Source organism: Lacrimispora sphenoides JCM 1415, from assembly GCF_900105615.1.
Taxonomy (GTDB): Bacteria; Bacillota; Clostridia; order Lachnospirales; family Lachnospiraceae; genus Lacrimispora; species Lacrimispora sphenoides.
Genome location: NZ_LT630003.1, coordinates 888,059 through 900,760 on the forward strand (window position 1 = coordinate 888,059; position 12,702 = coordinate 900,760).

13 protein-coding genes are annotated in these 12,702 nt (G+C 43.2%); all 13 read left to right on the forward strand.

Annotated elements, in window-relative coordinates; all coding sequences use genetic code 11:
- The first annotated feature begins 13 nt into the window (after positions 1–13).
- The 13 genes from BMX69_RS03935 to BMX69_RS04000 all read left to right on the forward strand — a co-directional run bounded on the left by BMX69_RS03935 (position 14) and on the right by BMX69_RS04000 (position 12,490).
- Positions 14–286 carry a EutN/CcmL family microcompartment protein gene (locus tag BMX69_RS03935; RefSeq protein WP_054789441.1) on the forward strand — a complete coding sequence of 91 codons (273 nt, stop codon included), beginning with the start codon at positions 14–16 and terminating at the stop codon, positions 284–286.
- 24 nt (positions 287–310) lie between these two features.
- Positions 311–1,396, forward strand: a complete 1,086-nt coding sequence (locus tag BMX69_RS03940; protein WP_089987717.1) for an ethanolamine utilization protein EutH — start codon at positions 311–313, stop codon at positions 1,394–1,396.
- A 42-nt stretch (positions 1,397–1,438) separates the two neighbouring features.
- Positions 1,439–1,903, forward strand: a complete 465-nt coding sequence (locus BMX69_RS03945; RefSeq protein ID WP_330387612.1) for a cupin domain-containing protein — start codon at positions 1,439–1,441, stop codon at positions 1,901–1,903.
- Between the two features lie 456 nt (positions 1,904–2,359).
- A complete protein-coding gene (locus tag BMX69_RS03955; RefSeq protein WP_054789443.1) occupies positions 2,360–2,764 on the forward strand; it encodes a GNAT family N-acetyltransferase in 405 nt (134 codons plus the stop codon).
- A gap of 199 nt (positions 2,765–2,963) precedes the next feature.
- Entirely contained in the window at positions 2,964–3,776 is an 813-nt protein-coding gene (gene ant(9), locus BMX69_RS03960; protein WP_054789444.1) for an aminoglycoside nucleotidyltransferase ANT(9), read from the forward strand.
- Between the two features lie 262 nt (positions 3,777–4,038).
- Positions 4,039–5,562 carry a Y-family DNA polymerase gene (locus tag BMX69_RS03965; RefSeq protein ID WP_100041619.1) on the forward strand — a complete coding sequence of 508 codons (1,524 nt, stop codon included), beginning with the start codon at positions 4,039–4,041 and terminating at the stop codon, positions 5,560–5,562.
- The gene (locus BMX69_RS03970; protein ID WP_054789445.1) at positions 5,559–5,999 is read left to right on the forward strand and encodes a hypothetical protein; all 441 of its coding nucleotides are present in this window, start codon (positions 5,559–5,561) and stop codon (positions 5,997–5,999) included. The genes BMX69_RS03965 and BMX69_RS03970 overlap by 4 nt, the downstream gene beginning before the upstream one ends.
- Positions 6,000–6,062: 63 nt before the next feature.
- On the forward strand, positions 6,063–6,515 hold the full coding sequence (locus BMX69_RS03975; protein WP_054789446.1) for a metallophosphoesterase family protein: 453 nt from the start codon (positions 6,063–6,065) through the stop codon (positions 6,513–6,515).
- 599 nt (positions 6,516–7,114) lie between these two features.
- Entirely contained in the window at positions 7,115–8,287 is a 1,173-nt protein-coding gene (chvE, locus tag BMX69_RS03980; protein ID WP_054789447.1) for a multiple monosaccharide ABC transporter substrate-binding protein, read from the forward strand.
- Between the two features lie 94 nt (positions 8,288–8,381).
- The gene (gene mmsA / locus BMX69_RS03985) at positions 8,382–9,929 is read left to right on the forward strand and encodes a multiple monosaccharide ABC transporter ATP-binding protein (RefSeq protein ID WP_100041620.1); all 1,548 of its coding nucleotides are present in this window, start codon (positions 8,382–8,384) and stop codon (positions 9,927–9,929) included.
- 2 nt (positions 9,930–9,931) lie between these two features.
- The gene (mmsB, locus tag BMX69_RS03990; protein WP_100041621.1) at positions 9,932–11,098 is read left to right on the forward strand and encodes a multiple monosaccharide ABC transporter permease; all 1,167 of its coding nucleotides are present in this window, start codon (positions 9,932–9,934) and stop codon (positions 11,096–11,098) included.
- A 44-nt stretch (positions 11,099–11,142) separates the two neighbouring features.
- Positions 11,143–12,222 (forward strand): GntR family transcriptional regulator, encoded by a 1,080-nt coding sequence (locus BMX69_RS03995; protein ID WP_242941356.1) that lies wholly within the window; start codon positions 11,143–11,145, stop codon positions 12,220–12,222.
- Positions 12,215–12,490, forward strand: coding sequence for a hypothetical protein (locus BMX69_RS04000; RefSeq protein WP_100041623.1), 276 nt, complete (start codon positions 12,215–12,217; stop codon positions 12,488–12,490). Before BMX69_RS03995 ends, BMX69_RS04000 begins: the two co-directional genes overlap by 8 nt.
- Positions 12,491–12,702: the final 212 nt, after the last annotated feature.

Below are 12,702 nucleotides of genomic sequence, written 5' to 3' on the forward strand. Positions count from 1 at the left end.
AAAGGAGCATGCTATGTTCATTGGAAAAGTTGTAGGCAGCTTATGGGCTACTCGCAAGGATGAAAAGTTAAATGGTTTAAAGTTCCTGCTTATTGAAAAACAACGAAACGAACATGAGGCTGATCCTGCTCTGGTTGTTGCAGTTGACCATGTAGGTGCGGGCATTGGAGAATCTGTACTGATTACGACTGGCAGCTCTGGTCGTCTATCTTTTGAAGGTAAAAATATTCCTGTTGATATGGTTATTGTCGGTATTATCGACACGGTGGACTATCCAAAGGAATGATAAAAACTGAATGGAGTGAAATAAATGAGTATAAATGAAATCATAATTTGGCTTATGGTAATTATAATGGTCATTGGTGCAATCGACCGTTCGCTGGGCAATAAAACTGGTTTAGGTAAACAATTTGAAGAAGGTATCCTGGCAATGGGTTCCTTAGCACTTTCAATGGCTGGTATCATCGTTTTAGCACCGAAGTTATCGGACTGGCTAAGTCCTATCATTGTTCCTGTTTACAAATTGTTAGGGGCAGATCCGGCAATGTTTGCAGGAACTCTGTTAGCAAATGATATGGGTGGTTTTTTTCTAGCACAACAAATGACTTCTGACCCATCAATTGTACTTTTCTCAGGTGGTATTTTAGGTGCCATGATGGGAGCAACACTTGTATTTACAATCCCAGTTGGATTGGGGATTATAAATAACGAAGATACAAAGTATCTGGCACAAGGAGTATTATGTGGAATCGTGACAATTCCAATTGGAGCATTAGTTTCAGGAATCATGATGGGTATGCCAATCATTAAAGTCTTTATGAATTTAATACCTATCATAGTTGTAGCGATTTTAATTTCAATTGGACTATTTAAAATTCCTGAAGGAATGATTAAAGGGTTCAATGTATTTGGGAAAATCATAGTGGCTGTTGGAGCCATTGGGTTGGCAATTGGAGGGTTAGACTTACTATTAGGTATCAAAGTATTTGGAAATCAAGATACACTTGAAGTTGGATTCCAAACAGTTGGTGGTATTGCCATTACGTTAGCTGGTGCTTATGGATTGGTGTTCCTGATTACAAAGATATTCAAGAAACCATTGATGAAACTAGGCCATTTGTTAGGAATGAATGATATTGCAGCTGCAGGACTCATTGCATCTCTTGCAAACAATATTGCCATGTTTCAAACAGTAAAAGATATGGATAAACGTGGTAAGGTGATTAATATCGCTTTTGCAGTTTCAGCATCTTTTACATTTGGTGACCATTTAGGATTTACAGCCGGTGTAGCCCCAGCGTTGATTACTCCAATGATTATTGGCAAGCTAGTCGGTGGTATTTCTGCTATTTTTGTTGCCATATTTTTATCAAAACGTGTATTTAGGATTGAATAAAGCGAATACCATAGAGATTTAAGTACGGATGGAGGTAAGGTGTTGAATATAGACAGATCAGAAATTGAAAAGCTAGTTCGCAGTATTATAATGGAAGAATACAGCAGTAGGTTAAATGATTCTTCAAAGAGGCATGTTGACTCTAGTGGTGTAATGTCCATTTCGTTGCCACTATTTTCTGTAAGTGAAGAAGACCGATTGGACACAGGCAACCCGAATCATAAAGTGTATACAAAGGATTTAGTGTCACTTTCTGAAAGTCCCAGACTAGGTTGTGGACTAATGGTAATGGAAAATACTACCTTCGATTGGACTTTAGGGTATGATGAAATTGATTATATCGTGGAAGGAACTTTAACTATTATCATAGATGGCCGCCGTGTAACTGCCAATGCAGGAGAATTGATTTTGATTCCAAGTGGATCAAAGATTCAGTTTTCCGTTGAAGGAAAGGCAAGATTTATCTATGTGACTTATCCGGCTGATTGGCAAAATAAAGTGGTCTGATGAAAATTTACGAGGCAGTATCTATAACCAAAACAGAAGCTTCCTGTGTTGGTATACTGCCCAATCTTTTTATGAAAAGAGTAGGGGCTATTCGCACACTCTTTTTATTTACATAGCATAAGTGCGGCGAAGCAGTTATTCAAAAAGTCCAGTCTACACAAGATAAGCGGTTCTTTTACATCTCATTATCCGATAGAGTAAAGCAGAGCAGCCAGAGTACAAAAACGGACTCTGTATTGGATGCAGTAGAGAAGGCATTTTCCGAGGATAAAAAAGCTGTTTTCACGGAAGTACTGAATTTTATGGCAGATTATATAAATGGAATTGAAGAGTAACACTTACAGGATTATATCGGTGTCTTCCTGTGGCTAGACACGGTTCTGTACCCACTGCGCTAAATTAGCCCAGTGGCAGTAAACGTTTTGAATGTAAGGTTTTTATAATAGGAGGCAGTGTATGGAGTTAAGATATACAACAAGGTTCCCGGCAAAAGAAGATTTATATGCTCTTTATGAGGATCTTGGCTGGAATGATTTTTTAGAGCTGTCCCCCGAACAGTTATTAATTGCAATGATGCAAAGCTGGTATTCTATTTATGTGTACAGTGGAGACAGACTAGTTGCAACAGGCAGGATTGTTTCAGACGGGATTATTAATGCCTATTTATGTGGGTTAGGTGTCGATTCTAATTTTAGGAATCGGGGAATCGGAACAGAAATAAGTAAAAGATTGATAACGCATAGTCTTAAAAATAATTTACATATGCAGCTTTTCTGCGAAGAGAGCTTAGTTCCGTATTATAAGAAAGCAGGACTTGAAAAATTTGCAGTCGGTATGCAGATAAATAACATTAAAAATTAGATAGCGGCTGGGCGCGAATTGAAGAAATCCACGACGCCTCCAGAAAATTAGAACTACACCTTTCTGGAGCAGAAAAACGGTCAGGAAGGATAAGATGTTAGGAGGAATATTCATGCAATATGGAGAGCTGCCAATGACTTGGAAAAGAGATTAGCATTATGCCATACAGGCAATTTGGGAATTGAAGGAGGAAATTTACATGGCAAATAGTATAAACCTTAAAAGTGTTCCAAATCAAGCCCTTCAGGTAGCGGAAGCAATCGAAGATCTATTTAAAAATCAGATAATAGGAATATATCTGTATGGTTCAGCGATACTTGGAGGCCTGCACATTAACAGTGACGTTGACATTTTAGTGATTGTTAATCAAGATTTGACAGAAGAAACAAGAAACGAATTAACTAAGCGCCTAATGCTTTTATCCGGCAAAATTGGATGTAAAAATTTAAACAGGCCGCTTGAAGTTACTATAATCAATCAAAATGACATTGTTCCCTGGCAGTTTCCACCTAAATGTGAATTCATGTATGGAGAATGGCTAAGGGAGCAAATGGAGGCAGGAGATATTCCTCAAGCTTGTTATGACCCTGACGTGGCAATACTCTTGTGGCAGGCAAGAAGCCATAGTTTATCATTGAAAGGACCGGAAGCGATTGAAGTAATAGAGCCCATATCAATGAATGATATCCAAAAAGCAATCAGATGTTCTTTACCAAATTTGATTGCTGATGTAAAAGGCGATGAACGCAATGCTCTTTTAACATTAGCCAGAATGTGGTTTACAATAGCCACCGGCGAAATTTGTACAAAAGATATGGCAGCAGAATGGGTAATTCCCAGACTTCCGCAAAATCTTGCTGTGCTGCTTGAAATAGCTCGAAATGCCTATTTGGGCGAATGTGAAGATTGCTGGGGCGATTTAGAAGCTGAAATAACTTCTCTTGTTGCCTTAATGAACAACTCCATAGAAACTTTGTTTGATAACATAGATAATTCCGATTTGACTAAGTAAACGTATAATTAGGCATATAAGACGGAAAGGGCAGGCCTGTTTTATTTACACAAAACAGGCCTGTTTGAACATCCAGGTATAGTCTTATCAGTTTTATCTTCCCCCAATTTAACATCGAAAAATGAAAGGTGTTATGTTATAATCAATACAGATTTATATAAAAAATTATACTGATATGTAGCTTTTGAAGTTGCGGTTGTACATACTATGATAGAGACATAATCTTAAATGATATTATTAAGGAGGCGGCCGGAGAATAAACATGAAGAACAGAACCTATTTTGCAATCGATTTAAAATCCTTCTACGCTTCGGTCGAGTGTATGGAACGTGGGCTTGATCCGCTGACCACGAACCTTGTTGTTGCTGATGCAAGCCGCACCGAAAAAACCATTTGTCTTGCTGTATCTCCCTCCCTCAAAGCATATGGGATTCCCGGTAGGGCGAGGTTGTTTGAGGTCGTACAGAAGGTCAGGGAAGTAAATGCGTTACGGCTGCGTGAAGCACCGGAACGAGCATTTTCCGGTGCCTCTTTCAGCGATACGGAATTGAAATCCTCACCGGGTATTTCGTTAGACTATATTATTGCTCCACCGAGAATGGCGCATTATATCGAGTACAGCACGCGGATTTACAATATCTACTTAAAGTACATCGCGCCCGAAGACATTCATGTCTATTCCATCGATGAGGTATTCATCGATGCCACCGATTATCTGAACACCTACAATCTTTCGGCCCGTGAGCTTGTCACAAAAATGATTCTGGAGATTCTTAAAACGACCGGTATTACAGCATCAGCGGGAATTGGCACAAACTTGTACCTTTGCAAGATCGCTATGGATATTCAGGCAAAGCGTATTCCGGTGGATCAAAACGGTGTTCAGATAGCAGAATTAGACGAAATAAGCTACCGACGCCTGCTGTGGTCACATCGGCCTTTAACCGACTTTTGGCGTGTTGGCAGGGGATATGCTAAGAAGCTGGAGGAACAAGGCCTCTTTACCATGGGAGATATTGCAAGATGCTCGATAGGTAAGTCTAACGAATATTACAAAGAAGATTTATTGTATAAATTGTTCGGAATCAATGCGGAGTTATTGATAGACCATGCATGGGGGTGGGAGCCATGTACGATTGCCGATATTAAAGCGTATAAACCAAGCACAAATAGTATTGGATCGGGACAGGTATTGCAAAGCGCCTATCCCTTTGATAAAGCAAAGCTGATTGTGTGGGAAATGACCGATCTGCTGGTACTTGATTTGGTAGATAAAAAGCTTGTGACCGACCAGCTTGTTTTGACGGTCGGATATGATATTGAAAATCTGAAAAACCCGAAGATCAAGAACTCATACCACGGGGCGGTCACCACCGACCACTACGGACGTGCCGTTCCGAAATCTGCGCATGGTACGGCAAACCTTGGCAGACAGACTTCCTCTACAAAATTGATCATGGATGCTGTCACGGAGTTGTTTGAGCGTATTGTTGACAAAAACCTCCTTGTCAGGAGAGTCAACATCACAGCAAATCATGTTGTGGATGAGGAAACTGTTCAAAAATCAGATAACTTTGAACAGCTTAATCTCTTTACGGACTATGGTGCTGTCCAGGCGAAAAAAGAAGAGGAAGAAGCTGAGCTTGCACGTGAGAAAAATATGCAGAAAGCTATGCTGGAGATAAAAAAGAAATATGGAAAAAACGCCATCCTAAAGGGCATGAATCTGGAGGAAGGCGCTACCACATTAGACCGTAATAAGCAGATAGGAGGACACAAGGCATGACGAAGGCATATGACGATATCATCGATCTACCCCACCATGTCTCTACGACTCACCCCCATATGGCAGCCATTGACCGGGCAGCTCAGTTTTCCCCTTTCGCTGCACTGACCGGCTATGATGCCGCCATTAAAGAAACTGCAAGGCTGACTGATGAAAGGGTAGAATTGGACGAATCCATGAAGGACGCTTTGAGCAATAAGCTGCAAATCATAGCAGACCGGCTTAAAGAGCAACCCGAAATTGCCATCACTTACTTTCAGCCGGATGGGAAGAAGAATGGCGGCACCTATGTTACTGCTGTCAGTGCGGCCAAAAAGATAGACAAATATGAACGGGTTGTCGTTATGTCTGATGGCATAGTGATTCCCATTGATGAAATAATTAGCATAGATGGTCAGATATTCGAAGCTATGGTGTTCCATTCGTCCGATGAATGAATAACGGATAAATAGGACTTTACTGAGATTATTAACAAAATTACAATTAAGAAAGAGAATTTCATGAAACAGATTGCAATCTTATCCGATACTCATGGTCTGTTGAGAGAGCCTGTTATAGCTGAACTTACCAAAGCTGATTGCTCCATTCATGCTGGTGATATCAACACACCATACATTGCCGAGTCCATACGACAGCTTGGAGAGACCTATGTGGTACGTGGCAACAACGATAAAGAATGGGCAGAAGACCTGCCTAAAAGCATTACCGTCACAATTGAAGGCGTGAGATTCTTCATCGTTCATAACAAGGAAGATGTCCCCAAATACTTAACAAATATTGATGTGGTGGTCTATGGCCACTCCCACAAATATTCTGCGGAAATTATTGGGGGAGTACTGTTTCTCAATCCCGGCAGCTGCGGCAAACGGCGTTTTGATTTGGAAATCTCAATGTGCCGTATGATTGTGGAGGCAGGGCACTACCGGTACGAAAAAGTGATGATTCCCTTATAAGTTGGAATTTATTCTCTATCTGGCTGCTGCTCGATCAAGTCAGATTAACAAAATCGTAAAAAACCGCTGTCCTATTATCCAGGGCGGCGGTTTTCTATGTTTTAATGAAATTTTTATCATGGTATGCAAGTCAATCCATCTTCATACTTGATTAGAATTTTTTAATGCGCTAAAGTTAAGTTTACAAAAGAGAACAGTAAAAGCGAGGAATAAATTTACTATCAACAGTATGATTTAGTCAGGAGGCGAAGAAATGGAATGGTTGAGGCGGACAGACAAAAGTTGGTCGCCAATGTATGGGCATCTACAATTCATTCAAGGAACTTGTCTTGATGGATTCGAAGCAACATGTACATACAACTTTAGAAGAGAATTGAAAAAATGGCAAAATATGTATTGACAAAATGCGAACAAAAATATATAGTTGTTTTATGGTTATTAAATATTACTAAAAACACAATGATATACATTGATAAATTAAACAAAATAACATAACATTTTGTTTCGAATACATTAAAGTATGTGAAAGTGAATAAAAATGCAAAGTTGCGCAAGACGCAAGTTGTATATACAAAATAATACCACAGGAGGGTAAAATTATGAAACGAAGAATCCTAAGCCTCATTCTCGGAACGGCCCTTTCCGCTGCCATGCTGGCAGGCTGCGGTGGTTCCCAGACTTCGGCAACCACGGCCGCAACCGCGGCTGAAACGAAAGCAGATGCCACCACTGCAGCCCAGGAGGCGGCAACCCAGGCAGCGAAAGCCACAGGAAGCGGCGGAAAGGTCGGCGTAGCAATGCCCACCCAGTCCTCGGAGCGTTGGATCAACGACGGAGCCAACATGAAGAAGCAGCTGGAAGCCCTGGGATATGAAGTGGACCTCCAATACGCAGAGGACGACGTACAGATGCAGGTTTCCCAGATCGAAAATATGATCGCTTCCGGCGTTAACTGTCTGGTAATTGCTTCCATTGATTCCTCCGCTCTGGTGAATGTGGAAGTGCAGGCCAAGAGCGCAGGCATTCCCATCATTGCCTATGACCGCCTGTTAATGGATACGGATGCTGTTTCCTATTATGCGACCTTTGATAATAAGGGAGTAGGCACGGCGATTGGGCAGTACATAAAAGACAAGAAGGAACTGGATAAGGCAAAGGCAGAAGGAAAAACCTACACCATAGAATTTTTCATGGGTTCTCCGGATGATAACAACGCATTGTTTTTATACAACGGTCTGATGGAAGTATTAAAGCCTTATCTGGATGATGGGACCCTGGTATGTGAGTCGGGCCGTACTACCTTTGAGGATACCTGTATTTTAAGATGGTCGCAGGAAACAGCACAGCAGAATTGTGAGAACTATCTGACCGGCTTTTATGCTGACAAGAAGCTGGATATCTGTGCTTCCGCTTTTGACGGCTTTGCCTATGGCTGCAAAGCGGCTCTTGAAGGTGCAGGCTACAAAGTAGGTGAGGACTGGCCGCTGATTACGGGACAGGATGCGGAGCTGATGGCAACGAAAAATATTATCTCAGGCTTCCAGACCATGTCCATTTACAAGGACACCCGTCTTCTGGCTGAAAAGTGCGTGACCATGGTTCAGGCTGTTCTCCAGGGAGCAGAGCCGGAAATCAACGATACCACCCAGTACAACAACGGCAAAATCGTAGTTCCATCCTATTTATGCACCCCGGTTGCGGTTGATAAGGACAATTACAAGAAAGTCATTGTTGACGGCGGTTATTATACGGAAGCACAGCTGGCACAGTAACAGTAGGAATAACGGAATGGGAATATTGACAGGCGGCGGCGGAAAAGCCGCCGCCTGCTTTCGTGTAACGTAAGAACGTAAAGGAGTTGATGAGATGTCTGAACATATCTTGGAGATGAACCATATCACCAAAGAGTTCTATGGGGTGAAAGCTTTGGATGACGTGAATATCAAGGTGAAGCGGGGGGAGATACATGCACTCTGCGGAGAAAACGGAGCGGGGAAATCCACTTTGATGAATGTGCTGTCCGGCGTTTATCCTTATGGGACCTACAGCGGCGATATTGTATACAATGGAAATGTAAATCAGTTTCACAGCATTAAGCAAAGCGAGGCTAAGGGAATCGTAATCATCCACCAGGAGCTTGCCTTAAGCCCCTATTTGTCCGTGGCGGAAAACGTATTTCTGGGAAATGAACAGACGACTGTTAAAGGGGTGGTGGACTGGACAAAAACGAATAAACGGGCTCAGGAAATGCTTGAGAAAGTAGGGCTTGAAAACGAAAATTTAAGTGTACCCGTCAGCAGCCTGGGCGTAGGCAAGCAGCAGCTCATTGAAATTGCCCGTGCTATGGCAAAGCAGGTGGAACTCTTGATTTTAGATGAGCCCACCGCGGCCCTCAATGACGAGGAGAGCAGACGGCTTCTGGACATCATGCTGGATTTGAAGAAGCACGGCATTACCTGCATCATAATTTCCCATAAGCTCAATGAAATCAGCTATGTGGCGGATTCCATTACCGTGATCCGGGATGGAAAGACCATAGAAACCCTGGAAAAGGGAAGGGATGAGATCAGTGAGGACCGTATCATCAAGGGCATGGTGGGGCGGGAACTGACGAACCGTTTTCCGGAAAGAAACTGTGATATCGGAGACAATATTTTTGAGGTTGAAAACTGGAATGTCTATCATCCCGATGATCCGGACCGGAAGATGATCAGGGATATATCCTTTCATGTGAAATCAGGGGAGGTGGTAGGATTTGCGGGACTGATGGGAGCGGGAAGAACAGAGCTTGCCATGAGCCTTTTCGGAAGATCCTACGGTCAGAAAATCACCGGAGCCATTAAGATAAACGGTAAGCAGGTTCTCATCCGGAATGTAAGGGATGCCATCAATAACAAATTGGCCTACGTTTCCGAGGACCGGAAGAATTACGGGCTTATCTTAATTGATAGTGTACGCGGAAATATGACCCTGGCAGCGCTTCGCAACTTCTTTTCCAAAAGAGGCATTGTAAACGGCAATGCCGAAAACCTTTCATCGGAGGAGTATAGAAAGAAAATCAACGTAAAAGCCAATTCCATTAACCAGACGGTCAGTTCCCTTTCCGGCGGTAACCAGCAGAAGGTGGTGCTGGCAAAATGGATGATGACCCAGCCGGATGTGCTGATTCTTGATGAACCGACCCGGGGCATCGACATTGGGGCAAAATACGAGATATACTGCGTAATCAACGATCTGGCTAAGGCGGGTAAGGCAATTATTGTGATCTCCTCGGAGCTTCAGGAAATCATTGGCATCTGTGACCGCATTTACGTTATTAATGAGGGGCATATAACCGGTGAATTATCCCGCGACGAAGTTTCCCAGGAAAAGATTATGAAATGTATTATGGCAGATAACGGAAAGGATGAATAGAGATGGACAAGAAAAAGACGGTTAATATTAATATGAAAGAATACGGCATGGTACTTGCCCTCATCGCGGTATTTCTCATTTTTGCGGTAATGACAGGCGGAAAAAACATGTCCCCTGCAAACATTAATAACCTGATTATGCAAAACAGCTATATCGTCATCCTTGCGGTCGGCATGCTGCTGTGTGTATTGACTGGGAATATTGACTTAGGCGTAGGTTCTATTGTTGCGGTCTGCGGTGCGGCTGTGGGTATTATGATCGTGGACTATAAGGCCAGCATGTGGGTGGCGATTCTGGCAGCCCTGGCAATCGGTACATTATCCGGTATGTTTGTAGGATTTTTTGTATCAAAGCTTTCCATTCCTCCCTTTATTGTGACGCTGGCAACCATGTTAATGGGCCGGGGACTTACTTATACTCTTTTAAAGGCCCAGACAAAGGGACCGCTTCCAACAAACTATACATACATTGGTGCAGGCTTTCTGCCTACCGTTAAAATTCCGTTTGGCACAGGGACTTTGGATATGGTATCCATTGGAGTTGCCCTTGCCGCTTTTGCCCTCATTATTTTCTCCGAAATAAAGAGCATACGGACAAAGAAGAAATATGGTTTTCCGGTCAATCCCCTGTGGCAGTCCGTGTTAAAGGTGGGCGTGATTCTGGTAATTGTCTGGTTTTTCTTCTATAAGTTGTCCCGTTATAACGGCATTCCGTTTGTTCTGGTTATCATGGGCGTGTTGGTTGCCCTCTATCATTTCATTACAAGCAGAACTGTGGCAGGGCGGCAGATTTACGCTTTGGGCGGCAATGCAAAAGCTGCGAAGCTTTCCGGCATCAATACGGGAAAGGTTTTTTTCTGGGTATATACCAATATGGGAATCCTGTGCGCCATCGCCGGAATCGTTCTCTCCGCCAGAAACGCTTCCGCAACTCCGAAAGCGGGAGATCAGTTTGAGATGGATGCCATCGCCTCCTGCTATATTGGAGGAGCTGCGACCACCGGTGGTGTGGGCACGATTATCGGAGCCGTTGTCGGCGCATTTATCATGGGTATTTTGAATAATGGTATGTCCCTTTACGGCTGGTCCACCGATATCCAGAAAATCGTAAAAGGTGCTGTACTTTTGGGGGCAGTTACGATAGACTTATTATCAAAGAGAAAAAAATAGCTGAAAGATAGGGATGGAATATGCAGGCACGGGAAGCAAAATATATGATGGTTGTCCAATGGGTACAGGAACAGATTGAAAACGGCAGCATCGGGCTGGGCGATAAGCTTCCCTCTGAAAACGAGATGAGCCTTCAGTTTCATTTAAGCAGGCAGACGATACGCCATGCGATCGACGTGCTGGAACAGCGGAAGCTGGTAACGCGGATACAGGGGAGCGGAACTTATGCAGGCGTCTGTGCCCGGGGAGGAAGTCAGGAAAAATATTTTAATATAGCTGTTATCAGCACTTATGTGGACAGCTATATATTTCCGGCTGTACTTAAGGGGATTGAACGGGTGCTTTCCAAATCCGGTTATACCATGCAGGTGGCATTTACCGGAAACCGGACTGAGAGAGAGCGGGAGGCGCTGGATAAGATTCTGGATAAGGGACTGATTGATGGTTTGATTGTGGAACCTGCAAAAAGCGCCCTGCCCAACCCGAATCTGCATTATTATAAGAAGCTGATGGGGCAGCAGGTTCCGGTTTTGTTTTTTAACAGCAGTTATCCGGGGTTAAATCTTCCTTGCGTATCACTTAATGACGCGCTGATAGGAGAGAAAGCGGCAGAATATCTGATTCGGGCGGGCCATAAAGAGATTGGAGGAATTTTTAAATCTGATGACGGCCAGGGACATTTAAGATATTCTGGTTTTGCAAAGAGCATGGAGAAGGCAGGCTTAAAGCTGGACGGAAAACGGATACTGTGGATCGATTCCGAGAGCCTGAAAGATATGGAGTTATGGGCGGATTATCTGTTCCATCGGCTGGAGGGCTGCACAGGGGTGGTCTGCTATAATGATGAGGTGGCAAACCTGTTGTCTGGAATCTGTTTAAAAAGAGGAATCTGCATACCGGAAGACTTATCCCTTGTCAGCATTGACAATTCTGATCTGGCGACTTTGGGAGAGGTTCCCATCACCTCCTTTCCCCATCCCATGGAGGCCCTGGGAAGAAAGGCAGCGGAACATATGATAAAGCTCATAGAGAATCCATGCTTTGATGGGAATTATCTCTTTGATTCGGAGGCTGTTGAAAGGGAATCTGTGAAATTTATATCAAAGGAGAATACGAATGAGTGAGAAAAAAGGTTCCTCCAATCCGTCTCAGAGCACCCTGACCCTGCGGCTTGTGGGCGGAGGCTATCTGATTTACCTTGGGTTCCAGATGATACCGGAGCTTTCCATGTCTTTCGGTGTCCGTAATCTGGTTCAAATGACAGCGCTGGTCATATTCCTTGTGGTGGGGGTATTGCTTGTGGGATGGTCTGTGAAAAAGCTGTTGCGGAAAGAATTTGAACGTCCGGGGGAAGAAGCGGACGGGATAAAAGAAGACAATAAGGAAAATTGATGTTGTTTTATGAAAGAAGGAGTTGTCATATGGACAGCTCCTTTTTTATAGGCTTTAGCCAGTTGAGTATGGGGGAGTTATAGGCAGTTTCGAGCAATAGATGGGCCACCCTGATTAAGCTTTCATTAGATATGTATAAGAAAGCAGGATAAGTCAGTATTAAACTGAAACGTACATTGTAAAGCTGCGTTGCTTTGGGGTATAAAGATAAC

What these genes read in the sequence shown, in the direction of transcription:
- BMX69_RS03935 (WP_054789441.1), top strand. Translation starts at nt 14, where the DNA reads ATGTTCATTGGAAAAGTTGTAGGCAGCTTATGGGCTACTCGCAAGGAT.
- BMX69_RS03940 (WP_089987717.1), top strand. Translation starts at nt 311, where the DNA reads ATGAGTATAAATGAAATCATAATTTGGCTTATGGTAATTATAATGGTC.
- BMX69_RS03955 (WP_054789443.1), top strand. Translation starts at nt 2,360, where the DNA reads ATGGAGTTAAGATATACAACAAGGTTCCCGGCAAAAGAAGATTTATAT.
- BMX69_RS03965 (WP_100041619.1), top strand. Translation starts at nt 4,039, where the DNA reads ATGAAGAACAGAACCTATTTTGCAATCGATTTAAAATCCTTCTACGCT.
- BMX69_RS03970 (WP_054789445.1), top strand. Translation starts at nt 5,559, where the DNA reads ATGACGAAGGCATATGACGATATCATCGATCTACCCCACCATGTCTCT.
- BMX69_RS03975 (WP_054789446.1), top strand. Translation starts at nt 6,063, where the DNA reads ATGAAACAGATTGCAATCTTATCCGATACTCATGGTCTGTTGAGAGAG.
- chvE (WP_054789447.1), top strand. Translation starts at nt 7,115, where the DNA reads ATGAAACGAAGAATCCTAAGCCTCATTCTCGGAACGGCCCTTTCCGCT.
- mmsA (WP_100041620.1), top strand. Translation starts at nt 8,382, where the DNA reads ATGTCTGAACATATCTTGGAGATGAACCATATCACCAAAGAGTTCTAT.
- mmsB (WP_100041621.1), top strand. Translation starts at nt 9,932, where the DNA reads ATGGACAAGAAAAAGACGGTTAATATTAATATGAAAGAATACGGCATG.
- BMX69_RS03995 (WP_242941356.1), top strand. Translation starts at nt 11,143, where the DNA reads ATGATGGTTGTCCAATGGGTACAGGAACAGATTGAAAACGGCAGCATC.
- BMX69_RS04000 (WP_100041623.1), top strand. Translation starts at nt 12,215, where the DNA reads ATGAGTGAGAAAAAAGGTTCCTCCAATCCGTCTCAGAGCACCCTGACC.